Raw genomic sequence first — 24,541 nt, 5'->3', positions numbered from 1 at the left:
GGGGACGACCCCGCCTCATAGATAGAGCTGTCGCTCACAGGCGCGGCAGTACGTCTTCCCGTCGCGCTTCTCGATCTGCCAGTGTTCGCACGCTCCGGGCCCGGCCGTGAGCAAGGGGGGCACGGTGAAGGCGGCGGAGTGCGCGCGCTCGCCGTTCCCCCTGTCCCTGCCGTGTGCCTGGACGCGCACTATGTGGTCCAGCTCCGCGAGACACGGCCCGCAGGCGTACACGTCCCCCGTCGCACCCGGCGTGCTCACCGAGCCGACCCACAGCACGCGCACGCCCTCGCGTCGGCAATACAGCCAGCACGAGCCCGTCACCCACCGGTTGCTGTCGTCCGTCTGCGCGACCAGCGGCCACGCCTGCCGCCACGGGCGCTCGACCGCGAGCGAGTACGTCACGCCGCGCCACCGCCCGCCCGCGTCCTCCCCTGCTCCATCACAGCTACCGCAGCCACCCCAGCCAGCACCGCTGGCACAGCCAGCACAGCCGCCGACTGATCCCGAGTCGCGCACATGGTCCGGTCCTTCCGCCGTTCCTGGTCCTCTCCCAGACAACGGCGGGACGCGACGGTTCCGGTAGTGCCACCATTGCCACAACAGCGTTGTGGCGAGGGGGTGTTGTGCTTTGGCCAAGACTTACGGCCAGTGGCTGAAGGAAGCCAGAGAGGCCAAAGGGTGGAGCCAGCAGGAGCTGGCCAACAAGGCGTTCATGTCCCGCTCGATGATCGCCGCCATCGAGGGCGGGCAACGGCACCCCTCCGAGAACGACGCCAAGGCGCTGGACGCTGCGCTGGGCACGGGGGACGTACTGGTCACGTTTCGGCCGGGAGCGCTGAAGGGACAAGTTGCCGACTGGTTCGGCAAGGCCCTCGAACTTGAGCAGCAGGCCACGGTGATCCGCGAGTTCGGCCTCTCGTTCATGCCCGGCATCTTGCAGACGGAGGCGTACGCCGATGTGCTGATGCGGCGCTCGTACCCTCCGCAGAATGAAGAGCAGCGGCACAAGGACGTTGTGACAAGGCTCCAGCGGGCGAAGATGCTGGAGGACCCCGTGACCCCCGTAGTGTGGGCTCTGCTCGATGAGGGCGTACTACGACGCTCGTTCGGCGGCCCAGCCATCATGGCGGAGCAGCTTCGTCACGTAGCGGGGCTCGTCGAGCGGGAGCGCATTCGCGTGCACGTGCTGCCGTTCGGCGCGGGGGTTCCGCTCCTGACGGGCATGGTGTCGCTGATGTGGTTCGAGGATCAGCCGCCCGTTGCCTACACGGAGGGGCTGCGCATGGGCACAGTCCATGACTCCCCGTCCGTGGTCGAACGCATCAGGGGCGCATACGATCAAGCCCTGAGCGACGCGCGGTCGCTTGAAGAGTCTCTAGCGATCGTCAGGGCGACAGCGGAGGAATACGAGAGACATGACTGAGCACATCACCCAGGCTTCCGCGCTAAGTGGCTGGCGTAAGTCGTCCTACAGCAGCTCCCAGAACGACAGCTGCGTAGAGGTCATCGACGGCCACGCGACGGGCGTCCCGGTCCGCGACAGCAAGGCACCGAACGGCCCCGCGCTCGTGATCCCGGCCACCGGATGGTCGTCGTTCGTCGCGGCCCTCAAGGGCGGCGAGTTCTCCGTCTGAGCCCACGCGGCGGCTCAGGAGTTCCTAGCCCACAGCGAAGGAGCACGGAAATCATGACCGAGCACATCAAGGACGCGTCCACGCTGAGCGGTTGGCGCAAGTCCTCGCGTAGCAACTCGAACAGCGGCAGCTGCGTAGAGGTCATCGACAGCCACGCGACGGGCGTCCCGGTCCGCGACAGCAAGGCACCGAACGGCCCCGCGCTCGTGATCCCGGCCACCGGATGGTCGTTGTTCGTCACAGCCCTCAAGGTCGGCGAGTTCTCCGTCTGAGCCGCAGCATCCCGACCGACCGGCCCTCGCCACACGGCGGGGGCCTTTGCCGTGGCGGTGAACGCACCGAAAACTTCCGCCACTTCGTGAACTTACGCCGACGTGCCCGCATCGAACCTCAGACAAGGCGCGCACGGTGCCGACCGCCTCACCGGCCGACACGCCTCTCTGGAGGAGCCCCGTGCGCGAAGTTCCGAAATCGGCCCACCCTATGGAGGAAACATGAAGTCGTGGCGTTCCCGTACCGCTGCCGGGCTGGCCGTGGCCGCCGCCGTCGTCGCCATCCCGCTGACCGCCGGTACCGCGTCCGCGGAGGGCTGGGAGCAGGTCGGCGGCGGCCCCGCCGTCTACGGCTCGAAGGCCGAGTGCGACGCCGAGGCGGCGCAGCTCAAGGCCGACGGCACCTACAAGGACGCCAGGTGCTACGTGGACGAGAAGGGCTGGGTCTTCCTGGAGGTGCTGCGCTGACCCGCGGCAGACCTTCCGGGCGAGAGCGAGTCGCCCGGCGGTGGACACCGTTGGTGGACCTCCCATAAGAGCTGTGCGCCCGGTCCTCGTCGGTCCGGGCGCACCCCCTGCCTCGGGATCCGGCCCCGGTCCCGGGGCAGCGGCATGTCCGGCGGGCCCGTGATCAGCCCTCTCCGTGGCGCCCTTCGGGCTCGGCCCGTACCTGGGCGCCGACCAGGGCGTCCCCCGCCGGCGTGCGGTAGTAGAGCACCGAGCGGCCCGCCCGGCGCCGCCGCAGCAGGCGGGCGTCCAGCAGCACCCGGAGGTGGCGGCCCACCGAGCCGAGGCCCTGGCCGGTGAGGGCGACCAGCTGACTGGTGCTCTTGGGGGTGTCGAGGAGCACCAGCACCCCGGCGCGCGCACCCCCGAGCAGCGCCCCCAGCGCCTCCGGCACCGGTATCCGTTCCTCGGCCGCGTCCGCCAGCGCACCCGAGCACGGGTACGTCACGGCGTAGCGCGCCCGCTGCGTCCGAACAGCCGCCGGGCGCACGGACGTTGGCCGTATATCAGCGTCCGCACCAGGGGTCTCCGACCAGGAGACCCAGCCGTGCCGTGGGGTCACGGGCACGAACATCAGCCGTGCTCCGGACAGATCGCGCGGCGGGTAGTCCCGCGCGTTGATCTGGAGCCGGCTCTCCCCCAGCCAGCGCATCCCGGGCCGCATGTCATCGAGCGCCGCCGCCCAGCCGCCCCGGCTCAACTGCGCGGTGCGCGCCACCACATCGGCCTCGATGACCTGCCGTCGCCGCGGCCAGTCGGGCAGCACCGTCTCGCGCCACACCCACTCCAGGATGTCCGCCGTCCGCCGGGGCAGGTCGTCGCGGTGGAGCGGCGGCGGCAGCGGGCCGCCGAGCGAGACGGTCAGGTCCTCGCGCGCCGCCTCGGGCGCGGACTCCCGTACGCGGGCCACCTCGTCCTCGAACGTGGCGGCCTCGTCGGGCTCGGGGGCCGGCGTGAGGAAGTCCGCGTTCCAGGTGGGGCCCAGCGCCGCCCGGATCAGCAGGGCGCCGACCGGGTCCGCCGCCTGCCGGGCCCGGTAGGCGGGCAGGTGGGCGGCCAGCCACGCGCGCTCTCCCGGGTACCCGGCGGTCCGGCGCTCCAGCGCCTTGAGGCAGGCGAGGGCCTCGGACAGCGGTGAGACCACGAACCGGCTGCCCGCGAGCGTGTCCGCACTGACCTGCCACCACCCCACGGCGTCCGCCGCCCTTCTCCTACGCCCCCGCCGGTTCCGTCAACCGTCCCGCGGCCGGTTCCGTCATCCGTCCCGCCGCCGGTTCCGCACGTCGGGGGCCGCCGCCGGTTCCGCACGTCCGGGGCCGCCGCCGGTTGCACGCGTCCAGGGTGTCCCGCGCCCACCTTTCGCCGCAGCACGTTCGCCGGGGCATGTTTCGCCGCCGCGCGAAACAGTAACGCCGTCCCGGCCCGCTCCCGAGACTCCCCACCATGCGCACCTACACCGAGCTGTTCAAAACCCCCGAGTTCGCCCCGCTGTTCGGGACCAGCGCCCTGCATGTGGCCGGTCAGACGGTGAGCGGGCTGGCGCTGGGCACTCTCATCTACGGCGCGACCGGCTCCCCGCTGCTGTCCTCCCTGGCGATGTTCGGGCCCTCTCTGGCCCAGCTCATCGGGGCGACGACGCTGCTGTCGGCCGCCGACCGGCTGCCGCCGCGCGCCGCGATGAGCGCACTGCCGCTGGTCTTCGGTCTGGGCACCGCGCTCCAGGCCGTACCGGGGCTGCCCGTATGGGCCTCGTTCTGTGTGCTGCTGGCGCTGGGGGTGCTGGCCTCGCTCGGCGGCGGGGTGCGCTACGGCCTCCTCAACGAGGTGCTGTCCAGGGAGGGTTACCTCCTGGGCCGCTCCGTGTTCAACATGGCCACCGGCATCACGCAGATCTGCGGCTTCGCCCTCGGCGGGGTGCTGGTGGCGCTCCTGTCCCCGCGCGGCACGCTGCTGGCGGGCGCCGGGCTCTACCTGGCGGGGGCGGCCGTCGCCCGGTTCGGGCTGGGACACCGGCCGCCGCGCCAGGCGGGCCGCGCCTCGGTGGCCGACACCCGGCGCGACAACTCCCTTCTGTGGTCCGTCCGCTCCCGCCGCTACGTCTACCTGGCGCTGTGGGTGCCCAACGGGCTGGTCGTCGGCTGCGAGTCCCTCTATGTGCCCTACGCTCCCCGGGATGCCGGACTGCTGTTCGCCTGCGGCGCGGTGGGCATGCTCGCGGGGGACACCGTCGTCGGCCGCTTCGTGCCCCGGTGGTGGCGGCAGCGGCTGGCCGCGCCCTTGCTCCTGCTGCTCGCGCTCCCTTTCCTGCTGTTCGCGCTGCGGCCCGCGCTGCCGCTCGCCTGCGCGCTGGTGACGCTGGCCACGGTCGGTTTCGCGGCCGGTCTCGTGCTCCAGGAGCGGCTGATGGAGCTGACGCCGGAGGAGCTGAGCGGGCACGCGCTGGGGCTGCACTCCTCCGGCATGCTGGCGATGCAGGGGGTGGGCGCCGCGCTGGCGGGCGCGCTGGCGGAGCGCACCTCCGCCGCGACGGCGATGACGGTCATGGCCGCGTTCTCCCTCGCCGTCACGCTCTCCCTCGCCCCCGGCCTGCGCCCCGGCCCCGCCCCGGAGCCCGGACGGACGGGGGATACCGGCCGAGTCCCGCCGTAACCGGCCCGACGGCCAACAGCCGCCAGGAGCACGGCGGATACGCCGAGGGGCCCGTACGGATCGATCGTGTGATCCGTACGGGCCCCTCGGCGGCAGCCCCGGACTCCGGCGGCTGCGAACGCGGCTACGGCACGGCTACGGCTACGGCCGCAACCGCGGTGCCGGCGGCCTCAGATCAGGCCCAGGCCCCGCACCGCGTCGCGCTCTTCGGTCAGCTCCTTGACGGAGGCGTCGATGCGCGTGCGCGAGAACTCGTTGATCTCCAGGCCCTGGACGATCTCGTACCGGCCGTCCTTCGTGGTGACCGGGAAGGAGGAGATGATGCCCTCGGGCACGCCGTAGGAGCCGTCCGAGGGGATGCCCATGGAGGCCCAGTCGCCGTCGGCGGTTCCGTTGACCCAGGTGTGGACGTGGTCGATCGCGGCGTTGGCGGCGGAGGCGGCGGAGGAGGCGCCGCGCGCCTCGATGATCGCGGCACCGCGCTTGGCGACGGTCGGGATGAACTCGTCGGCCAGCCACTTCTCGTCGTCGACGGCCTGCGCGGCGTTCTTGCCCGCGATCTCCGCGTGGAAGATGTCGGGGTACTGCGTCGCGGAGTGGTTGCCCCAGATCGTCAGCTTCTTGATGTCGGAGACCGAGGAGCCGGTCTTCTTCGCGAGCTGGGTGAGCGCGCGGTTGTGGTCGAGGCGGGTCATGGCGGTGAACCGCTCGGCCGGTACGTCAGGGGCCGACGCCTGCGCGATCAGCGCGTTGGTGTTGGCCGGGTTGCCGACGACGAGGACCTTGATGTCGTCGGCGGCGTGGTCGTTGATGGCCTTGCCCTGCGGCTTGAAGATGCCGCCGTTGGCCTCCAGCAGGTCGCCGCGCTCCATGCCCTTGGTGCGGGGGCGGGCGCCGACCAGCAGGGCGACGTTCGTGCCGTCGAAGGCGACGTTCGGGTCGTCGCTGATGTCGATGCCCTGGAGCAGCGGGAAGGCGCAGTCGTCCAGCTCCATCGCGGTGCCCTCGGCGGCCTTCAGCGCCGGGGTGATCTCCAGCAGGCGCAGCCGGACCGGCACATCGGCGCCCAGCAGCTGGCCGGAGGCGATCCGGAAGAGCAGTGCGTAGCCGATCTGACCGGCGGCGCCGGTGACAGTTACGTTGACGGGGCTGACGGGAGTGCGGGTCATGGCGTTCTCCGTAGTACCTGACGTGGCTGGCGGGTGGCCGGAAGTCTCTCTACGTCAAGAGACCCATCCGCCAGGCTATCCGACCCCCGCCCCGCCTCACCCCCGGGTCCGCCCGGAGCGAGGCCCCGCAAGGCCGCGCGGGATGACGCGGGACCACGGGGGACTGCGCGGGACCACGCGGGACCACGCGGGACCACGCGGGACTACCGGGCGCTCTTGCCGGGGACGGTGCAGCCCGCGCCGCCGCCCGCGAGCGTGGCGCACGCGCGGGCGTCCTCCGCGCTCCCCACGGAGACCATCTCGGTGTAGGCGTCGTTCGTCGTGCCGACCTTGTCGCTCTCCTTCTGGCCGCCGGGCCCCTCCACGCGCAGCGCGTCGTCCGTGGTCGCGCTGGTGATACGGGCCCAGGCGGCCTTGCACACCTTGCTGTAGCGCACCTCGACGAAGCTGGCGCCGACCCACGCCGAGCTGCTGGTCTTGGCGTACCGCCCGCCGCAGCCCATGGCCTCCGGGTCCTGGCCCGAACAGTCCTTCCCCGAGCACTTCACCCCGGAGGGGAGGTTCGCGCTCTTCTCGGTGGCCGACGGCTGCGGCCCGGCCGCGTCCTCGCTCCCGCCGCCCAGATCGAGGAAGAGCACGGCAGCCGCCGTCACCACGAGCACCCCTACGAGGCCCACCAGGAGCATCGTCGTCCGGCGCCGGCCGCCACCGGCCTTGCCCTTGCCGCCCGCCTTGCCGTCCCCCCCGGCGTCGCCGGACCCGTGACCGCCGGAACCGGAACCGGAGCCGGAACCGGAGCCGGAACCGGAGCCGGAATCGGAACCGGAATCGGAACCGGTGGCCGGGGCATCCGGCCGGTCGCGGGCGCCGCCGCCCGGCGCGACCGGAGGCTGCACCCTGGTCGCGGGACCGCCGTCGCCACCGGCAGCCGACGGCGTGGGGCGCGTGGGAGCCCCCGGGGACGAGGGAGACGCGGTGGAGGCGGGGCGCGTGCCCGCTGCCGCGCCCCACGAGGTCACGTCCACCCGTGGCTGCGGCGTGGCATACCCGGCGGGCCGTCCCGCTGTTCCGGGTGCCCCGCGCCCGCGCGCACCGGCCGCGCTCCCGGCCCCCTTGACCGTGTCCTTGCGCAGGACGGCCGTGCCCTCATCCGGTTCCCCGGACACCGGCCCATCGGATGCCGGGCCACCGGATGCCGCGCCGTCATCGACGGGCAGCGCGCGGGTGCGGTCCTCCGCACCGCGCGTCCCCTTCCCGGAGGCGGGCGCGGGCGGCGCCACGGGATCCTCGGGAGCCACCGGCCCCGCCGGCGAGGCGGAAGCGGAAGCGGAATCCGCCGGGGAGGCCGGGGCCGCGCCGGAGGAGGACGAGGCGGCCCGCGCGCCCCCCGCGGCGGATCTCCCGTCCTTGCCCTTGCGCCGACGGCGCCCCTTCTCCGGCTCGTCGCCGAACTCGCCGAGCGCGGCGCGCGCCTGGGCGACCTGTATGGCCTCCAGGGTGACGTCGTGCCGCATCTCACTGCGGCTCCACGCCCGTTCGGCCAGCTCCCACATGATGCCGAGGTGCCGCACGTCCGTGCCCGTCACCTCGGCGAGCGCCTGGGTGGCGCCGCGCGGCGGCAGCAGTCGGCCGTTCAGATAGCGCTCCCACGACGACTTGCTGTAGCCCGTGCGGTCAGCGATGGTGGCGACGCTCAAATCACTGCGGTCCACGAGCCGCCGCAGCTGGCTCGCGAATTCCCGGATCTGCGGATCCAGTTCCTCCGGTAGCGCCCTCCAACGAGGCATGTGCCTCCCCCTTGTCCCCCCGACTGTGCGGCCTTCCCCCCGTGCTCGCGCTCACCCCGGGCTCGTACTGGCTGCCCAGGGGGATGCAGGCGGCCAGGATCTCAGTTCCGGGAACAGGGGCACGTGGGGGCAGTACGGCCCAACGCCCGCTGCCGCGCACCCCGGTTCGGTATCGCGCGCGCTCCAGTGTGCCAGCCCGTCAGCCGGCAAGTTCCGGCCGGGCACCTGCAATATGGCGAGAAACCCCCCTGAAACGGCCCCGGTTCGGGCGCTCAGGCAGGCCCCGCACCGCGCCCGGACTCACCCTCGCGGACTCCCCCTCGCGGGCTCGCCCGCTCAGCGGATGGTGAACCGCACCACCGGCTCCAGGAACGGCAGCGAGAGCGGCGGGTCGGGCTGGGCCATCAGCGCGAGCAGCACGATCGCCAGGCCCAGCACGCCGTAGGTGATCAGGTCGGTGAAGCGCGAGCGCACCGCGAGCATGCCGACCGAGGGCCGCCACCAGCGCAGCGCGGCCCCGCCCAGCATCGAGAGGCCCACCAGCAGAGTGCCGGTGCGGAACTCCAGGACGGTGACCAGGAGTCCGAACAGAACCCCCGCGCACACGGCGAGGAGGGGCCACTGCCGGTAGGGCGCCGGATGATCGGCTCCTATGGCGCGTCCGCCGCCCTCCGGCCGCGCGGTATCCCGCGTCAGCGCCGGAAAGCGCCGCGACTTCTTGCGCGGCTCAGCCGCCTTCTCCGCACCCATCGCACGGCCCCTTTCCCGTCGTTCCCCGTCGTTCCCCGTCGTTCCCCGTCGTTCCCCGTCGTTCCCCGTCATCCCCGGTCGTTCTCCGCCATCCCCGGTCGCTGCCCATCGTTCCCCGTCATCTCCGACCGTTTCCCGTCGTCGGTCATGAGCCGGCCACGACACGAACTCCGAGCGCCCCTAGCTCAGGGAACGCTCGGCCGCCTCGACCACGTTCACCAGCAGCTGGGCGCGCGTCATCGGGCCGACGCCGCCCGGGTTCGGGGAGATCCAGCCCGCGACGTCGTACACGCCCGGGTGCACATCGCCGACGATCTTGCCGTTCTCGTCCCGGCTGACGCCCACGTCCAGGACGGCCGCGCCGGGCCGCACATCCTCCGGCTTGACCAGGTGCGGCACACCCGCCGCCGCGACGACGATGTCGGCCTGCCGCAGCAGCGCGGGCAGGTCCCGGGTGCCGGTGTGACACTGGGTGACGGTCGCGTTCTCGCTGCGCCGGGTCAGCAGCAGCGGCAGCGGGCGCCCGGCGGTGACGCCCCGGCCGACCACGACCACGTGCGCGCCGTTCAGCTCGACGCCGTGGCGCCGCAGCAGCGTGATGATGCCCTCGGGGGTGCAGGGCAGCGGGCCGGGCTGGTTCAGGACGAGGCGGCCGAGATTCGTCGGGTGCAGTCCGTCGGCGTCCTTGTCCGGGTCCATCAGCTCCAGCACCCGGTTGGTGTCGATCCCCTTGGGGAGCGGCAGCTGGACGATGTAGCCGGTGCAGACCGGATCCTCGTTCAGCTCGCGGACGACCGCCTCGATCTCCTCCTGGGTGGCGGTCGCCGGCAGTTCGCGCTGAAGGGAGTTGATGCCGATCTGCCCGCTGTCGCGGTGCTTGCCGGCGACGTACTTCTGGGAGCCGACGTCCTCGCCGACGAGCAGCGTGCCCAGCCCGGGCGTGACGCCCCGGGCCTTGAGCGCCTCGACGCGCACGGAGAGATCGGACTTGATCGCGGCTGCGGTGGCCTTGCCATCGAGAATCTGGGCGGTCATGTGCCCATCCTCGCGGATACGGGGCCGAGGTCTCCAATCAGGTGCCCCCGGGGCCGGCGGACGGCCCGCTCCGCCGGGCCCGCCACCGGCCCGCCGCCAAAGGGGCATTCCGGAAGGTTCTCAGTGCCCCGTTGGCGGCGGGCCCCGGATTCAAGGAGGCATCCGGGAGGGCCGGTGTCACTCTCCCGGAGCCGTTCCGGCAACGGGAAGGCAAAGGGCGGTTCATATGCATCTCTGCTCCCCCTACGCTCCGTTGTGGATCGCCACCGAGAGTCAGTAGCCTGCGGCACGTGTTCAGCGTGATCATCGTCCCGGACGGGTGCCGGGGCCAAGAGGAGCAGCACCGGCTGGAGCCCGGCCAGACGCTGCGCTTCGGCCGGACGGCACCAGCAGGCAGCGGTCTGACGCTCTCCCACCCCGCGGTCCCCTGCGCGGCGGGAGAGATCACGGCGACAGGCGCCTTTTGGACACTCACCAATTTCAGCCGCGATCAGACCTACGTCGTGGCGAATCCCGAGGGCGCGGGAGAGCACATCAGGGTCGCACCGGGCAGGGCGGACGCGCCGGTCCCCTTCGAGTTCGCGCGCGTGACCCTGTGCGGCACCGAGCCGCGCCCCGGCTGCGGCTTCGACGTCATGGCGCCGCGCCACGACTACCTGACGGGCGGCGACGGAGCGCCCGGTCCCGGGGGCGCGGTGTTCGGCGGCGCCGGTGCGACCGGCCTGGAGAGCCTGGACGGTTCAGGTGGCCCGAACGGCACGGGTGACGTGAACGGCGTGCACGGCCTGCACGCCGTGGACGCTGCGGGCGGCGCTGACGGCGCGGGCGCGGCGGGCGACGCCGAGGACTGGCGCTTCGACCCGTTCCCCCTCCCCTACCCCCTGGACCACACGTGCCGTTACTTCCTCGTCCTGGCCGCGCTGTGCGAGGCGGGCCTGCGCACCGGGGACGCGGCGGCGCCGGTCCCGACGGTGGAAGAGCTGACGGAGCGTCTGCGGCCGGTGTGGCCGGAGGTCTCGCCGTCCGCCGTCTCGTGGAACATCGACTATCTGCGGCTGAAGCTGCGGCTGCGCGCTCCGGAGGACGACACCGCCACCCGCGAAGCCCTCTCGAAGTTCGCCCTCCGGTTCGACCTGGTGCACGAGGGACATCTGGGCGTACTGGCCGGACAGTTGGTGTGAGTCACCCGGCGCGAGCGGGCCGCTGAGCGGGGCGGAGCGCCCTGCCGCACGGCCCCGGCAGCGGGGCGCGCCAAGGATTGCGGATTCGCCACAGTCGCGAAACCCGGCTGGACAGCGCGGCATTGCCCCCTCACCATGGGCCGAGGCGTCGGGCAGTTCCAGGGAGGGCCGGCGGTGCGGCGCCGACACCGGGGGAGGCGGCGAGGTCGCCATGGGCATGCCGTGATTCTCCGGAGTCACTCGGCCCATCCGCTCCCTCCATCCCGTCGAAGGAATCCGCCGTGAGCTACCCTCCGCCCCCCGGCCAGGACCCGAACAACCCCTACGCCGCACCCCAGCAGGGCGCTCCCTACGGCTATCCGCAGCAAGCTCCCCCGCCGCAGTACCAGACTCCCGCGCCCCCGTACGGCTACCCGCAACAGCCCGGCGGCTACCCGCAGCAGCCCGGCATGCCCGCCCACCCGGGCATCCCCATGGCCCCCTCCGTCAGCATGCCCGGCCTGGTCGTCACGGCGCGCGTACTGCTCTTCGTCGCGGGCGCGCTGTGGGGGCTCTCGGCCGTCTTCGTGCTCATCGGCGGCCTGATGGCCAACGGCATGGTGAACGACATACCCGGCGTGCGTTCGGTGGGCGGCGCCGCGCTCGGCATCGGCCTCGGCCTCTTCCTCCTCTTCGGCGGACTGGCCGCGCTGCACATCGTGCCCGCCTCGATGTTCGGCAAGGGCTCCGTCGGCACGCGCGTCACCGCGATCATCGGCGCCTCCCTCAACGGTCTGATCGCGCTGCTGGGCATGCTGAGCGCGATCGGCAACTCGGGGGGCGGCTCGATCTTCGTGAGCCTGCTGTGGCTGGCGACCGCCGTCGTGACGATCGTCTTCTGCTCGATGGGCGCCGCGGGCCAGTGGTTCAACAGGCCGCGCTACTGAGCCTCCGGGCCGCCGTCACACCTGGCGCGCGAGCGGACATGACGGGAGCGGGTCACTCGCCGTGGCGAGGGACCCGCTCCCGTCATGTGAGGCCCGCTCAGTGGAAGAAGTGCCGGGTGCCGGTGAAGTACATCGTCACCCCGGCGGCGTTCGCCGCCTCGACGACCTGCTCGTCGCGTACCGAGCCGCCCGGCTGGACGACCGCGCGGACGCCGGCCTCGGCCAGCACCTCGAAGCCGTCGGGGAAGGGGAAGAACGCGTCCGACGCCGCGTAGGCGCCCCGCGCCCGCTCCTCACCGGCACGCTGCACGGCCAGCCGTGCCGAATCGACGCGGTTGACCTGGCCCATGCCCACGCCCACGGTCGCCCGGTCCTTGGCCAGCAGGATGGCGTTGGACTTCACCGCGCGACTCGCCCGCCAGGCGAAGGCCAGCTCGGCCAGCTCGTCCGCCGACAGCGCCTCGCCCGCCGCCAGCCGCCAGTTGGCCGGGTCGTCGCCCTCGGCCTGGAAGGCGTCCTTGACCTGGGCGAGGCCGCCGCCGTCGATGGGCCGGAACTCGGCGGGGGTCCGCGGCGCCTCCGGGCAGCGCAGCACGCGGATGTTCTTCTTGCGGGAGAGGATCTCCACCGCGCCGTCCTCGTAGCCGGGCGCGACGATGACCTCGGTGAAGATCTCCGCGACCTGCTCCGCCATCTGCGCCGAGACCGGCCGGTTGACGGCGATCACCCCGCCGAAGGCCGACAGCGGGTCGCAGGCGTGCGCCTTGCGGTGCGCCTCGGCGACATCCGCGCCCACAGCGACACCGCACGGGTTGGTGTGCTTGACGACCGCGACGCAGGGACCGTCGTGGTCATAGGCCGCACGCCGCGCCGCCTCGGTATCGACGTAGTTGTTGTACGACATCTCCTTGCCGTGCAGCTGCTCGGCCTCCGCCAGGCCGCCGCAGCCGCCGGTGTAGAGGGCCGCGGCCTGGTGCGGGTTCTCGCCGTAGCGCAGCACGCTCTTGCGCTCGTAGGTCACGCCGAGGAAGCCGGGGAACACCGGGGCGCCCGCGCCCTCCTGCGCGCCCTCGTCGGCCCCTTCGGTGTACTCCCCCGCGAACCAGCCCGCCACCGCCACGTCGTAGGCCGCGGTGTGCCGGAACGCCTCGCCCGCCAGCCGCTTGCGGGCCGCCAGGTCGAAGCCGCCGTCCTCGACGGCCTTGAGGACCTCGCCGTAGCGGCCGGGGTTGACGACGACCGCGACCGAGGGATGGTTCTTGGCGGCGGCCCGCACCATCGAGGGGCCGCCGATGTCGATCTGCTCCACGCACTCGTCGGAGGAGGCGCCGGAGGCCACCGTCTCCTCGAACGGGTAGAGGTTGACGACGACCAGCTCGAACGGTTCGACACCCAGCTCCGTCAGCTGCTCGCGGTGTGCCGCCAGCCGCTGGTCGGCGAGGATCCCCGCATGCACCCGCGGGTGCAGGGTCTTGACCCGCCCGTCCAGGCACTCCGGGAAGCCGGTCAGCTCCTCGACCGGCGTGACGGGGACCCCCGCCGCGGCGATCTTCTTCGCCGTCGAGCCGGTGGACACGAGCTGGACCCCGGCGGCATGCAGTCCGCGCGCCAGCTCCTCCAGGCCGCTCTTGTCGTACACGCTGATCAGCGCGCGGCGGATCGGTCGCTTGGCGCCCATCGCAGCACTCTCACTCATGACCCAGTCGTACCCTTCTCATATCCGGCCCCTCGAAGGTGCAGCCGTCGCGGGCGAGACGCTCCACGACCTCGACGAGCAGCCGTCGTTCGACTTCCTTGATCCGCTCGTGCAGAGCGGCACCGCCGTCGGTGTAGTCCGCATCCAGGACCTCGACGGCGCGCTGCGCGATCACGGGCCCGGTATCGACGCCGTCGTCGACGAAGTGGACAGTGCACCCGGTCACCTTCGCGCCGTACGCGAGCGCGTCGCGTACGCCGTGGGCGCCGGGAAAGCTGGGGAGCAGCGCGGGGTGGGTGTTGATCAGCCGCCCGCCGAACAGCTCCAGGAACCGCGGCCCGACGATCTTCATGAACCCGGCGGACACCACCAGGTCCGGAGCGTGCGCCGCCGTCTCCCCGGCCAGCGCGGCATCCCACTCCTCGCGGGTGGCGAAATCCCTGACGCGGCACACATAGGTGGGAATCCCGGCCCGCTCGGCCCGCTCCAGACCGGCGATTCCGCCACGGTCGGCGCCCACGGCCACGATCTCGTAGTCCGGCGCGGGCTGCCCGGCCCTGGCATCCAGCAGCGCCTGGAGATTCGTGCCCGAGCCGGACACCAGGACCACCAGACGCGCCGGGCGGGCGGGACGGAAGGACTGCGCGGCCACGACGGGGCTCTCTCTCACCGGGGAGACGGGTTTGTGTGGTCGTACAAGGATGAGGACCGGAGGATTCCGGGGAACTCTACGAAGCGTCCGACCGTCGGCAACGATACCGGCACTCCGGACGGCCCCCACGGGACGGGGGCGCATGCGGAAGGTAGCGTCAGGGACACGGCCCTGGCACGGGCCCCGCGCGCGCCCGGTACGGCCGGTACGGGCTCCGCAGCGGGGTTTGCGGGCCGCAGTGCCGTGGCAGCGACGCGGAAGCGATGAGGGAAGACACACACCAGATGACCGACCGACGCCGCCGTGCGGCAGCATCCGACAGCACCTCCCGCGAGGACAACCCCTTCGCGCCACCGCCGGAGGGGCAGCCGGACCAGCCGTGGGAGCCGCGCCGGGCCTCGTCCGATTCCGGCTCGGGTTCCGATTCCGGTTCCGGTTCCGGTTCCGGTTCCGGGCAAGGAAAGGGTGACGGGGCGTCTGGTTCTGGTTCCGAAGGCGGGTCCGATGCGGGCTCCGAGGGCGGCGACGACCACGCGGCGTGGGGCAGCCAGTGGAGCAGCCGCCAGCCGGGGCGGCAGAGCGGCGGCTTCGGCGGCGGCCCGGGAAGCGCCGGCAGCGGCGACCACGACAACAGCAGGGGCAACGGCGGAAGCGGCGGCGACGGGGACAAGGGGCCGGGCGGCCCCGGCACCCAGAAGGGCATGCGCTGGGACCCGACCGACCCCCTCCAGCGGCGCGCCCGCTACTCGCTGCACGCCGGAATCTGGGGGCTGTTCTTCTCACTTCTGAGCCTGCCGGAGGTCGCCCTGCTGCTCGGGGCGCTCTCGGTCTACTGGGGCATCAGCGCGCTGCGCGGCAAGCAGCCCAAGTCCGCCGGAGAGGGCGGCAGGGCCGGCAGAAGCGCCAAGGACGCGAAGGGCGCCAAGGACGGGTCCAAGCGGCACCGCGGCGTGACCGCGACAGCCGAGGACGTCGCGGGCACCGCCCGCGGGCCCGAGAGCGACGGCGCCCGGAGCGCGGGCGGCCGGGACGGCGCGGGCGGCGGTGGCAGGAACGGCGCGGGCGGCGGCAGGGAGGGCGGCAAACCGCCGATCCCCCTGGCCGTCACCCCCGCGCAGGCGGCGAAGGCCAAGCGGACAGCCGCCATCAGCGGCCTGGTCACCGCGACCCTGACGCTGGCGATCGTGGCGGCGACGTTCACGTTCCAGTCCGTCTACCAGGACTACTTCACCTGCCAGCAGGATGCCCTCACCCAGTCCTCCCGCGCCGACTGCAAGCAGCACCTTCCGGAACGGCTGCGCCCCCTGCTGGAAGGCAGCCGCTGAGCGCTTCGCGTTTCCGGCGTGAGGGTCCGCAGTCTCCATGAGGGTCCGCTTGTGGAGTTGTGGAGTTGCGGAGCTGCCGAGCGGCTAAGGCTTAGCCGCGTCGAGCGGAGCGTCTACGACCAGGCCCGCACCGCCTATCACGATGAACTGCTAGTCAGCACTCCGGCGATCCGGCAGATCACCACGACCGGGATGAAACTCATCGCCCGCAACACGCGGCGCCAGACCGGCCGCAAGGGGCTGATCGTCTCCGGCCCGTCCGGCACCGGCAAGACCACCTCGGTCTCCCAGCTCGGCAAGCGGCACCAGCTCAAGATCGAACGCACGGCCCCGGTCGACACCTCAGGCGAACGCATCCCGGTCGTCTACATCGTCACCCCGCCCGCGGTGAAACCCCGCGACCTGGTGGTCGAACTGGCCGCGTTCCTCGGCCTGCCCTACGCCTCCCGCGAGAGCCCTCAGGTGATCACCCACAACGTGATCTCCGTCCTGCACAAGGTCCGCTGCCGGCTGGTCGTCGTGGACGAGATCCACAATCTCGACCTCACCACCCGCAATGGTCAGGACGCTTCCGACCAGCTGAAATACCTCTTTGAGCAGATTCAGGCGACGTTCGTCTACGCGGGCGTCAACGTCACCGAGAACGGCCTGTTCTCCGGCCTGCGCGGCCGCCAGCTCGCTGGACGCTTCATCACCCTCAACACCGGGCCCTTTGACCACGACACCCCGCAGCAACGCGAGGACTGGGAACGCGTCGTCCTGACCATGGAGGCCACCCTCCGCCTGCACCGGCACACACCAGGCACCCTCCGCAGGCACGAGTCCTACCTGCACAAACGCACCGGCGGCATGATCGGCAGCCTCGACCAGCTCATCTATGAGGCGGCCAACGATGCCATCGCCGACGGCGCCGAGAGGATCACCAAACGGCACCTCGAAGCCGTGGTCCTCGACACCGCCGCAGAGGAGGTCCGCTCATGAACCGCTGGCAACGCCCGGTCCGTCCGCTGCCACTGCGGGCCCGGCCCATGCAGGACGAATCGGTGGTCTCGTTCGTCATGCGGCTCGCCGCCGCGAACGACTTCCCGCCCACGCTCCTGTTCCGCACCATCGGGAACTGCGTTCCGGGCAAGCACGTCCTGCACCGCGATGCCATCCTCAAAGCCCCCGCCGTTGATCGGCTCGGCATCCTTTCCCGCACCCCGGCCGACCACCTCGGACGAGCACTGCCGGGCTTGCGCCACACACCCACATACGTCCCGCTCCCGGTCACGACCCCAACCATCCGGTTCTTTCGCCTCCCCTATCCGATGCTGGCATGCCGCACCTGCACGCTGCGGCACGGCCCCGCCACCGCCGTCGCCTGGGAACACCGAGGCCGCGACCACGCACGCTACGTCTGCACCACACACCGCCGCTGGATCAACAGCACTCCCCAGTTCCACCTCACCGCGGCTCCCGAGGTCGTTTCCGCGCAGCACGAGTACGACCAACTCGCCGACCGCTACGACCAGAGCCGAGCGTTCTTCGGCCTCTTCCAGGCATGGAACGTCACCACCCGCTGGCTGCAAGAGCGACGGCACCCAGCCCTGCTCCAGCGCTGGACAACCCGAGCCAAGAGCATCGGCGCGGCCGGCCCTGCCTCCGCCGTTTCCCGATTCCTGGAGATGACGCGGCTCGCCGAGCTGCTGGTGCATCCCGGCTGGCGGGAGCTCGTCGGTCTCGCCCCGCCATGGCGCGTCCGTGACTTCTACCGTCACGCCGCCCACGTCACCGGAGCCGACTACGAGGAGTTCTTCGTCGCCGCAGGACGTGACGACCCACTCTCCAAAATGGGTTCTGTCCCTGTGATCCCACTACTCAAGCCGAGCGCAGGCACCCACCCGGCGAGCCTGCTCGCTGAGAGGCATCCCAACACCTCCACTACCCGAAAGTCGCCACCTTGAATGAGAAAGACAACCGATGGAGATCTCACCGCAAATGGCGAACCCCAGCTCACCAGAGCCACCCGCTCGCCAGGTCAGAAGAGAACCAACACCCTGGCTCACAGCTGACAGGCTCCGCGTGCGACGCCCTTACCTGGGGAAACGCGGTGTGAGGCTCATAGATGGCGGGCCGAGTTGCTGAGAGATCACCCCGTCGCCCGGGCGGGCTCGCTACGGTGGCGACCATGGCGGATCAAAGCGAAGCGCAGACGTGGTCGGAGCGAACGCGGCTGGGTGCTGTGGAGCCGCCGCCGGGCGCACCGGCCGGGACGGTGCGGATGGTCACCGGCAGCCGGGCCCGGCAGGTGAGCGAGCAGGAGGCCCGCGACTTCGGGATCTCCACCGACCGGGTGTGCCCGGAGATCGAGCACGTCTTCTACGACGCCGACGACGTGCTGCGGCACACGATCACCGTCGACTTCAGCGGCCAGCCGTACGTCACCCGGCACGTGCCCACCCCCGAGGAGCTCGCACGCCGCGAATAGCCGGCCACCCCGCCCGCCCGGCCGCTGCTGATCGGCGGGTCCGGCTGGGCGGGGGCCGGTACCGTGCCCACGACGACGTCGACAGCAGCAGTGGGAGAGCGTGACGAAGGTCCGAGACCGCGGCGAGGTGCTGGGCTACGGGTGCCGGCCGCGTTCTTCCTGCCCGGGGTCGCATACCTCGGGATCACCAACGGCCACCGATTCATCACCAGCGACTTCTTCGCCTTCATGTACTGCCTGGCCAGTGTCGGCTTCGCATCGGTCCCGCTGATGGCGTGGCGCCGAGGCGGAGGCCGCTACGCCGACCCGGGCTTCGTGCGCTCCGCCTGGTTCCCGTGGCTGTTCACCACCGGGCAGGGCGTGCCTACAGCTCCGCGCGCGGCGACGCGAACATTTTCGTGCTGATCGTGGGCTGGGGCGCCTTCATCTACGCCGGGATGGTTGCCCTGTACTTCCTCGCCCGCGCGCTCTGGGCCGCCGACGACGACCAAGCCGCCCAGAGCAGCCAGACGCCCACGGTCTGAACGGCGAAGCGTCTACCGGCGTCGGCGGCCGCGGCCCTCGATGTGACGTTGAGGATGTCCCGCCGCGCCTGGTGGGATCCGGCGGGCAGAGCGCATTCGGCATCAGGCTTGGCGTGGCAGACCGGGCAGGAGATGTTCATCATCCGGCAGCAGGGGACCATGCTTGCGCTCCCCCGCTCGGTGCGCCGTTCTTCTGGTCGGTTCGATCCGCTCGTCGTGGCCGTGCTCGCGCCGAATCGCCTTGCCGCCACCCTCGCCCGGATCGGTGCAGTCCTGGCCAGCCTTCGCGTCGCAGACGGGACAGCGGCGGCGGATCCAGAACCGGCGGGCGACCTTCTCGTGCAGAGGGACCTTCCGGCCCGTCGGACGGTGCTGGACCGGCTGCACCGCCGCCGGGGCGCACTCGCCGGGCATGTGCCGCCACGCGTCATACCGGCGCTGCTTGCGCTGCCCCTCCTTAAACTCCCCGTCGCAGCTGGCGCACTGCTTCGCCGACTTCCCCGACTCCTGGGACTCGGGGCGGGCAAGGTCGTACGAGCCCCGGGACAGCTTCGGGGCCAGGGCCGGCCGGGTCTCCTGGATGCCGTCGCGACACACGATGGTGACGTCCGAGGCCGGTGGCCGGTCGTACGACGGGAGCTCTGGCGCGGCAACGTACGACTGCCCCTTCAGGTCTGGCCACTGATGATGCTTCGACATACCCGGCAGCGTAGCCACCGGCCCGGACGAACGGCAGGGGCGAACTGCCCGTGCTTCCAACGTGTTTGATCAGGATTCTACGCTCTGGCCGCGATGGCTGATCTCCTGGCCGACCAAGTGGTCAGCCCAGGCGAACCACGGCTCCATGTCCCCGAACGGACCACCGGTCTTCGCTTCGCTCAAGAGGAAGTCCAGGCCGCCTTCCGCGACGTTTCGTCCTCCGAGGGATTCCGCGTGAGCAAGGATCTTATTCCGGTCCTGCTCGAAGTAGTCGAGTGGACCGCCGCTGCGCCCGGGCAGGAGCCGGTCTCCGGGCGGCGAGAGCGCAGCGCACAGGGTGCTCATCCACGGCTCGGCAGCCAGCTGCTCCAGGTCCTCCGCCGACAGGCCGGGTGCATTGGCGGCGAGCCTGTCCAACAGCGGCGAGCACCACACGCGCTGACGTGCTGCCATGCCAGGTTCTCGACAGCGATCTGGTAGTCGACGGTGACCTGCTCAAGCGTCAGGAGCGCCCCGAAGTGACGGGTGAACCGCTGTACCTCGGTGTTGTTCAGCGACTGGTAGATACGGTACCCGAGGGCGTCTGCGCTTCGGAGCTCGTGTCTCAGGTCCGCGCACGCGCAGAACAGATCACGCAGGGCCTCCACCTCATTGGAAGTCGGTCGCCAGCGCGCCGATCGCGGCGCCGAACCCCATCGGCTCGCGCCCGCCACGCCGGACCACCGAGGTCGTGCGCGGCTTGGGCTGCACCGCACGGCCGCCGCCGTTCTTTTGCGCCGCCACCTTGGCGGCGCGCAGCGCGACGCGGGCCAGGTCGACGCCACTGAGCTGTGGGGTTTCGGTCATCACGCGACCTCCCCGGCCAGCTCCTGGACGCGGTGGACACCGCAGACGCTGCGCGACGGCAGAGACTTCCGCCCGCACAGCCCGTCTCCGTCCCGGCCCAAGCAGGTCTCCTGCCCGGCCGGGCCGGTCTGCGCGGGCACGACGGCGGCGCCCAGCACGGAGGCCTCCTCCCGGCAGAGCTTGCACAGGCCGTCCTCGAGGGCGCGGCCGATCACGACGATCCCGGCGCCGCAGTCCCCGCAGGAACCGCGCGGCGACCCCTCCACCTCGCGCTGCGCTCGCGATAGAGCGGTCGCGGTTCTGCGGCCACCTGTGAAACGGTGGTCGAGACAGGCGGAACGTCTGGCACCACAAGTACCCGCAAAGGAAACACAGAGGGCATGCCACCCATTGAACGCAGCAGTAGCTATCCACCAAATCCGGAGGGATTCCCGGAGCTGATTGAGGACTACGGTATATGGCGGCTGCTCACAGATTACTCCGGCGATTTATACGCGGCCCAGTTCAAAGATGGAAGCCTCGTCGGCTACTTTGACGTGAATGGGCCCCGCGCGGGCAACGTCACAAACTACAAGGGAGAGCAGTTCTCCTGGGGGCAGGCTCCGGCGTGGAACTGGTACGACAGCAGCGGGGAGTTGATTGGGTCGTCGCTCGGCCTGTTTGACTCCCTCCCTGAGGCCGAGTGGACCAATAATTCCACAACAGCTCCGGATTACTGGACGAGTGTCAATCGTGATCTCCCGCAAATTCATCCCGCACCAGTATGGGCACCAACCGGCCGTGTTCGGCTCTGGCGCAACAGTGAATATCCCCCGGACAAGATCTTCGGCGAAGGCTTCCTACCCGAGGGCGAGGAGACGCCAAATCTACTGGATTACGTATACAATTCGCGTAAGAATACGACGTACATCAGCCTAACCACCACCGAAAATTACGTACAGCAGACGGCAGAGCAAAGCCAAATTCCGGTCGCCCGTATGAAGTACCGGTGGGCGTACAGACTCGACATCCCACACAACGCCATCAACGTCAACGCCACCCTCGACATCGCCTCACCGTTCCCGGTCCAGCAGGAGTACATCGTCCCAGGATCAATCCCGCTCGAGTGGATCAAGTATGCGCGGGAGATCGATCTCAATACAGGGGCGCTCAAAAGGAAGCAGCACCACAACCCATACCACCGCGACGGATCCACATCCAGCCAGAGTTTGAGGGCAGGCGCATACCCACCCCCCACCCGCAGGCCGGGAACCACAGTGCCCCAGCCCTCGTCTTTCCGGCCTCCCCCGGCAAACTTCAGGCCGGGACCTGAAAACCCACCCCTCCGCCCACCCAGCCGCGGTTTCGGGGCAACCCCATACCCACCCCTCCGCCCACCCAGCCAAGACTTCAGCGCAGACGAATACGCACCCCCCACCCGCAGACCGGGAACCACAGTGCCCCAGCCCTCGCCTTTCCGGCCTCCCCCGGCAAACTTCAGGCCGGGACCTGAAAACCCACCCCTCCGCCCGCCCAGCCAAGGCTTCAGCGCAGACGAATACGCACCCCCCACCCGCAGACCGGGAACCGCTTCCGGGCACAGGCATAGATCCACGAGGCGTTAACCTCGATCTTGCGTGAGGGTCCCGTCAGCTTGCTGACGGGACCTTTCTGCTTGTTCAGGGCGGAGATTGGTGCTTGTGGGCAGGTTGATGGCCCGGCTGTCGCGTCGGGTGTGCGCCGGGTTCCACGGCTCCGGTGGGCTGGTGCTGCTCGCAGGGATGGGAAGGTGCTGGTCAGCCGGGGTTCGGGAAGGCGTGGACGGTCCAGGGCATCGGTGATCACGTCGATCCAGGGCCAGCGTCCGGCGAGGCGGAGGTAGCGGCGGCGGCCGGTAGTGATGAGCTGGGCGGCGGTGGAGAACAGCCGAAGCCGCAGGCGGCGGGGCTCCCAGAGCCGGGCGGTGCCGATCAGGGCGAGCAGGGGCATCCAGGCGAGCAGGTCGGGGGCGATTGGGATGATCTTCAGCCAGATCTGGTTCTGCGCGGTGTCGTGGAGGGGGAGGTTTGTCAACGGCCACTCAGTTCTCCCCGGATGTGAGGTCCGGGGAGATGCTTGACGGGTCGGTCCCGGGACTTACTTGACGGCGTCTCGCATGATCCTTGACGGTTCCAGGTGATGGTTGACGGGTCAGCGCGCGTCTGCGCGGTAGCGGGTCACGGGGTCGCTTTTGCGGGGGTGGGTGGAGATGGGCCTTCCCCCGCGAAAGTGGACGCCTGTTCGTATCGTTATGCGGCAAGTGTGATGGTAGTTGATGCGTGTTCGTAGTCGATGGGGTGCATCTGTGCGGCCGCCGAGTGCCGCCGTGTGGTTGTTGTACCTGGTGACCCAGCGGAAGACCGCCAGTCGGCACGCCCGGGCGCTGTCGTAGCGGCGGACGTCTTGCAGGGTCTCCCGTTTCAGGGCGGCGTTGAACGACTCGGCGGCGGCGTTGTCCGCGCTCGTGCCGACCGCTCCCATGGATTGCGTCACGCGCAACTCGCTGCATAGGGTGGCGAATTCACGGCTGGTGTATCGCGCGCCGTGGTCGGCGTGGAAGATGGCGCCGGACAGGCTGCCACGGGTGGCCGCGGCGGTCTTGAGCGCGTCGGCGACGAGTTCGGTGCGCATGTGGTCAGCGATGGACCACCCGGCCAGGCGGCGCGAGAAGCAGTCCACGACCGTCGCCGAGTACAGGAATTCGCCGTCGCCGACGGGCAGATAGGTGATGTCGCCCACGTATGTGGTGTTCGGTACCGACGCGGTGAATTCGCGCCCCAGCAGGTCCGGCGCCGGGGTCTCGGAGGCTCGCTGACCGTCGTGGTCACCCGCTTGCGCAGCCGCAGTCCCACGATCTCGTTCTCGCGCATGATCCGCTCCACCCGCTTGTGGTTGACCAACAGCCCGTCGCCCACGCGTAGTTCGGCGGTGATCCGTGGACAGCCGTAGGTGCCGGCGTGCTCGGCATGGATCGCCTCGACACGGTCGGCGAGCGCGGCATCGGCCGCCGCGCGTTCGGTGCGGGTCGGAGCCGATGCCCGCCATTTGTAGAAGCTGGAGCGGTTGACCTCCAGCACGTGACACAGCCGCTTGACCGGGTAGGTCTCGCAGTGGTCCTCAATGAACTGGAAGCGGCTTACCAGTGCATCTCCGAGGCGAAAAATGACGGCGGCCTTCGTAGGCTCCCCGCTGGCGGCTACTTACTGATCGTTTCAGAATGAGGTTCGTAGTAGGACTCCGTTAGGTCTGTTCTCGATCTTGATGTCGTGCGTGGCCTGCTGGATAGGGGCTGGTGGCAGGTGGTGCAGATACGGGTCCAGCACCTCAGGATGTCCTGGAGGGCGTCGAGGGTCTGGTAGAGGGTGAGTCCGGTGTGGGTGCTTTTGGGGCCAGTCGCTGTTCGGTTGAGAAACGCGTGGGCGGCGGTGACAAGGGTGATGTGGTGGTGCCAGCCGGGCCAGGACCGGCCTTCGAAGTGGTCCAGGCCCAGGCCGTGCTTGAGTTCGCGGTAGTCGTGCTCGATGCGCCGGCGGACCTTGGCCAGACGGATCAGGGCGGTGATCGGTGTGTCGGCCGGCAGGCTGGACCGCCAGTAGTCGGTGGGCGCCTCGGCGCCTTCGGGCCACTCGACCAGCAGCCAGCAGTCAGGCAGCACCCCGTCCCACCAGCCCTGTTCGGCCGAGGCGGCGGCCCGGATCGGGCGCTCGACGGCATTGCCGGCCGGGCGGACACGCACGGCGGCGAAGCGGGACCGTAACTGGCCGCGCGAGCCCTGCCGCCAGGCAACGGTGGTGAATGCCTGCTGCCCGAGATCGGCGGCCAGGGCTGCCACCGAGGGAGCGGACAGGCGGTAGCGGGGCTGAGGCCAGCAGCCGACGGGACCCTTGCGCTCCGGAGCCACGGGCCGGGCGTCGAACGGGTGGGCACTCACGTCTGCGCGGACGGCCAGCACGTAGTCGATTCCGCGGTCTGTCAGACCGGCCCGCAGGTGGGCATTGGTGCCGTAGGCGGCATCGGCCACCACGACCGGCGGTCTCATGCCCCAGTCGGCCGACTCGTCGACCATGTCCAGAGCCAGCCGCCACTTCTCACGGTGTGTGACCTCGGACGGCACACGGGCAAGGGCCCGGCGATCTGTGTCCGCCGCCCACTCCTTGGGCAGGAACAGGCGCCACTGCGGCGGGCAGGAGGCGGTGTCACTGGCGGCGTGGACGCTGACCGCGACCTGGCAGTTGGCGCGTTTGCCCAGGGCCCCGCAGTACCTTCCGTTCTAGCTTGATCTTTAAGGTCGGGGGTCGAATGCGTCCTCGAACTTGATCACTCGCGGTGGTAACTCCCTTACAAGCAGGCGGCCTTCGGCTGATCATGTGCTCCGACCAAGGACACACAAGTTCAGCACGA

Annotated in this window: 25 protein-coding genes and 3 pseudogenes; 13 read left to right on the top strand and 15 right to left on the bottom strand. The window is 70.7% G+C overall.

Annotation, left to right across the window (positions count from 1 at the left end; all coding sequences use genetic code 11):
• Positions 1 to 15 precede the first annotated feature (15 nt).
• Positions 16 to 402 (bottom strand): hypothetical protein, encoded by a 387-nt coding sequence (locus ABD339_RS29525; RefSeq protein ID WP_344570207.1) that lies wholly within the window; start codon positions 400 to 402, stop codon positions 16 to 18.
• Positions 403 to 628: 226 nt separating this feature from the next.
• Between ABD339_RS29525 and ABD339_RS29520 the strand changes: the two genes are divergently transcribed.
• The 4 genes from ABD339_RS29520 to ABD339_RS29505 all read left to right on the top strand — a co-directional run bounded on the left by ABD339_RS29520 (position 629) and on the right by ABD339_RS29505 (position 2,374).
• Positions 629 to 1,423: a helix-turn-helix domain-containing protein gene (locus ABD339_RS29520; protein ID WP_344570206.1), complete on the top strand. Its 795-nt coding sequence runs from the start codon at positions 629 to 631 to the stop codon at positions 1,421 to 1,423.
• Entirely contained in the window at positions 1,416 to 1,634 is a 219-nt protein-coding gene (locus ABD339_RS29515; protein ID WP_344570205.1) for a DUF397 domain-containing protein, read from the top strand. The genes ABD339_RS29520 and ABD339_RS29515 overlap by 8 nt, the downstream gene beginning before the upstream one ends.
• Before the next feature lie 53 nt (positions 1,635 to 1,687).
• Positions 1,688 to 1,906 (top strand): DUF397 domain-containing protein, encoded by a 219-nt coding sequence (locus ABD339_RS29510; protein ID WP_344570204.1) that lies wholly within the window; start codon positions 1,688 to 1,690, stop codon positions 1,904 to 1,906.
• A gap of 222 nt (positions 1,907 to 2,128) precedes the next feature.
• Positions 2,129 to 2,374 carry a hypothetical protein gene (locus ABD339_RS29505; RefSeq protein WP_344570203.1) on the top strand — a complete coding sequence of 82 codons (246 nt, stop codon included), beginning with the start codon at positions 2,129 to 2,131 and terminating at the stop codon, positions 2,372 to 2,374.
• Positions 2,375 to 2,537: 163 nt separating this feature from the next.
• On the opposite strand, the gene ABD339_RS29500 is transcribed toward ABD339_RS29505, so the two are convergent.
• On the bottom strand, positions 2,538 to 3,605 hold the full coding sequence (locus tag ABD339_RS29500) for a transcriptional regulator (RefSeq protein ID WP_344570202.1): 1,068 nt from the start codon (positions 3,603 to 3,605) through the stop codon (positions 2,538 to 2,540).
• 251 nt (positions 3,606 to 3,856) lie between these two features.
• On the opposite strand from ABD339_RS29500, the gene ABD339_RS29495 reads away from it, so the two are divergent.
• The gene (locus tag ABD339_RS29495) at positions 3,857 to 5,062 is read left to right on the top strand and encodes an MFS transporter (protein WP_344570201.1); all 1,206 of its coding nucleotides are present in this window, start codon (positions 3,857 to 3,859) and stop codon (positions 5,060 to 5,062) included.
• A gap of 170 nt (positions 5,063 to 5,232) precedes the next feature.
• On the opposite strand, the gene ABD339_RS29490 is transcribed toward ABD339_RS29495, so the two are convergent.
• The 4 genes from ABD339_RS29490 to ABD339_RS29475 all read right to left on the bottom strand — a co-directional run bounded on the left by ABD339_RS29490 (position 5,233) and on the right by ABD339_RS29475 (position 9,803).
• Positions 5,233 to 6,231, bottom strand: a complete 999-nt coding sequence (locus ABD339_RS29490; protein ID WP_344570200.1) for a malate dehydrogenase — start codon at positions 6,229 to 6,231, stop codon at positions 5,233 to 5,235.
• A 203-nt stretch (positions 6,232 to 6,434) separates the two neighbouring features.
• The gene (locus tag ABD339_RS29485; protein ID WP_344570199.1) at positions 6,435 to 8,018 is read right to left on the bottom strand and encodes a helix-turn-helix domain-containing protein; all 1,584 of its coding nucleotides are present in this window, start codon (positions 8,016 to 8,018) and stop codon (positions 6,435 to 6,437) included.
• 336 nt (positions 8,019 to 8,354) lie between these two features.
• Positions 8,355 to 8,768, bottom strand: coding sequence for a DUF3017 domain-containing protein (locus tag ABD339_RS29480; RefSeq protein WP_425576135.1), 414 nt, complete (start codon positions 8,766 to 8,768; stop codon positions 8,355 to 8,357).
• A 180-nt stretch (positions 8,769 to 8,948) separates the two neighbouring features.
• The gene (locus ABD339_RS29475; protein ID WP_344570197.1) at positions 8,949 to 9,803 is read right to left on the bottom strand and encodes a bifunctional methylenetetrahydrofolate dehydrogenase/methenyltetrahydrofolate cyclohydrolase; all 855 of its coding nucleotides are present in this window, start codon (positions 9,801 to 9,803) and stop codon (positions 8,949 to 8,951) included.
• Between the two features lie 290 nt (positions 9,804 to 10,093).
• Here ABD339_RS29475 and ABD339_RS29470 point away from each other — a divergent pair, with 290 nt between their 5' ends.
• Both ABD339_RS29470 and ABD339_RS29465 read left to right on the top strand, forming a co-directional pair.
• Entirely contained in the window at positions 10,094 to 10,984 is an 891-nt protein-coding gene (locus ABD339_RS29470; RefSeq protein ID WP_425576134.1) for a hypothetical protein, read from the top strand.
• Between the two features lie 281 nt (positions 10,985 to 11,265).
• Complete coding sequence (locus ABD339_RS29465; protein WP_344570196.1) at positions 11,266 to 11,910, top strand: hypothetical protein; 645 nt, start codon at positions 11,266 to 11,268, stop codon at positions 11,908 to 11,910.
• A 97-nt stretch (positions 11,911 to 12,007) separates the two neighbouring features.
• Here ABD339_RS29465 and purH read toward each other — a convergent pair whose 3' ends face one another.
• Positions 12,008 to 13,588: a bifunctional phosphoribosylaminoimidazolecarboxamide formyltransferase/IMP cyclohydrolase gene (gene purH / locus ABD339_RS29460; protein WP_344570247.1), complete on the bottom strand. Its 1,581-nt coding sequence runs from the start codon at positions 13,586 to 13,588 to the stop codon at positions 12,008 to 12,010.
• 10 nt (positions 13,589 to 13,598) lie between these two features.
• A complete protein-coding gene (purN, locus tag ABD339_RS29455; RefSeq protein WP_344570195.1) occupies positions 13,599 to 14,258 on the bottom strand; it encodes a phosphoribosylglycinamide formyltransferase in 660 nt (219 codons plus the stop codon).
• A gap of 284 nt (positions 14,259 to 14,542) precedes the next feature.
• On the opposite strand from purN, the gene ABD339_RS29450 reads away from it, so the two are divergent.
• From ABD339_RS29450 to ABD339_RS29430, 5 genes are all read left to right on the top strand, one after another.
• On the top strand, positions 14,543 to 15,583 hold the full coding sequence (locus tag ABD339_RS29450) for a hypothetical protein (RefSeq protein WP_344570194.1): 1,041 nt from the start codon (positions 14,543 to 14,545) through the stop codon (positions 15,581 to 15,583).
• 51 nt (positions 15,584 to 15,634) lie between these two features.
• The gene (locus ABD339_RS29445) at positions 15,635 to 16,564 is read left to right on the top strand and encodes a TniB family NTP-binding protein (protein ID WP_344570193.1); all 930 of its coding nucleotides are present in this window, start codon (positions 15,635 to 15,637) and stop codon (positions 16,562 to 16,564) included.
• Entirely contained in the window at positions 16,561 to 17,529 is a 969-nt protein-coding gene (locus tag ABD339_RS29440; protein ID WP_344570192.1) for a hypothetical protein, read from the top strand. The genes ABD339_RS29445 and ABD339_RS29440 overlap by 4 nt, the downstream gene beginning before the upstream one ends.
• A 224-nt stretch (positions 17,530 to 17,753) precedes the next feature.
• Positions 17,754 to 18,053: a hypothetical protein gene (locus tag ABD339_RS29435; protein ID WP_344570191.1), complete on the top strand. Its 300-nt coding sequence runs from the start codon at positions 17,754 to 17,756 to the stop codon at positions 18,051 to 18,053.
• A 335-nt stretch (positions 18,054 to 18,388) separates the two neighbouring features.
• Positions 18,389 to 18,577: a hypothetical protein gene (locus ABD339_RS29430; RefSeq protein WP_344570190.1), complete on the top strand. Its 189-nt coding sequence runs from the start codon at positions 18,389 to 18,391 to the stop codon at positions 18,575 to 18,577.
• 102 nt (positions 18,578 to 18,679) lie between these two features.
• Here the strand turns inward: ABD339_RS29430 and ABD339_RS29425 are convergent, their stop codons facing one another.
• The 4 genes from ABD339_RS29425 to ABD339_RS29410 form a co-directional block, all read right to left on the bottom strand.
• Positions 18,680 to 19,276, bottom strand: coding sequence for a hypothetical protein (locus tag ABD339_RS29425; RefSeq protein WP_344570189.1), 597 nt, complete (start codon positions 19,274 to 19,276; stop codon positions 18,680 to 18,682).
• Between the two features lie 69 nt (positions 19,277 to 19,345).
• The gene (locus ABD339_RS29420) at positions 19,346 to 19,729 is read right to left on the bottom strand and encodes a hypothetical protein (RefSeq protein ID WP_344570188.1); all 384 of its coding nucleotides are present in this window, start codon (positions 19,727 to 19,729) and stop codon (positions 19,346 to 19,348) included.
• A gap of 195 nt (positions 19,730 to 19,924) precedes the next feature.
• On the bottom strand, positions 19,925 to 20,125 hold the full coding sequence (locus ABD339_RS29415) for a DciA family protein (RefSeq protein WP_344570187.1): 201 nt from the start codon (positions 20,123 to 20,125) through the stop codon (positions 19,925 to 19,927).
• On the bottom strand, positions 20,122 to 20,280 hold the full coding sequence (locus ABD339_RS29410; protein WP_344570186.1) for a hypothetical protein: 159 nt from the start codon (positions 20,278 to 20,280) through the stop codon (positions 20,122 to 20,124). The genes ABD339_RS29415 and ABD339_RS29410 overlap by 4 nt, the downstream gene beginning before the upstream one ends.
• Before the next feature lie 222 nt (positions 20,281 to 20,502).
• Between ABD339_RS29410 and ABD339_RS33910 the strand changes: the two genes are divergently transcribed.
• Positions 20,503 to 21,726: a scabin-related ADP-ribosyltransferase gene (locus tag ABD339_RS33910; RefSeq protein WP_425576133.1), complete on the top strand. Its 1,224-nt coding sequence runs from the start codon at positions 20,503 to 20,505 to the stop codon at positions 21,724 to 21,726.
• Positions 21,727 to 21,897: 171 nt separating this feature from the next.
• Here ABD339_RS33910 and ABD339_RS29405 read toward each other — a convergent pair.
• From ABD339_RS29405 to ABD339_RS29395, 3 pseudogenes are all read right to left on the bottom strand, one after another.
• A pseudogene (locus ABD339_RS29405) lies at positions 21,898 to 22,174 on the bottom strand (transposase); the annotation flags it as partial.
• A gap of 215 nt (positions 22,175 to 22,389) precedes the next feature.
• Positions 22,390 to 23,316, bottom strand: a pseudogene (locus tag ABD339_RS29400) (IS3 family transposase); the annotation flags it as partial.
• A gap of 148 nt (positions 23,317 to 23,464) precedes the next feature.
• A pseudogene (locus tag ABD339_RS29395) lies at positions 23,465 to 24,404 on the bottom strand (IS701 family transposase); the annotation flags it as partial.
• Between the last annotated feature and the right edge of the window lie 137 nt (positions 24,405 to 24,541).

Origin of the sequence: Streptomyces axinellae (assembly GCF_039532135.1) — a bacterium.
Taxonomy (GTDB): domain Bacteria; phylum Actinomycetota; class Actinomycetes; order Streptomycetales; family Streptomycetaceae; genus Streptomyces; species Streptomyces axinellae.
The sequence above is the reverse complement of the archived record's forward strand: the minus strand, read 5'-3'. Positions and strand labels throughout refer to the sequence as shown.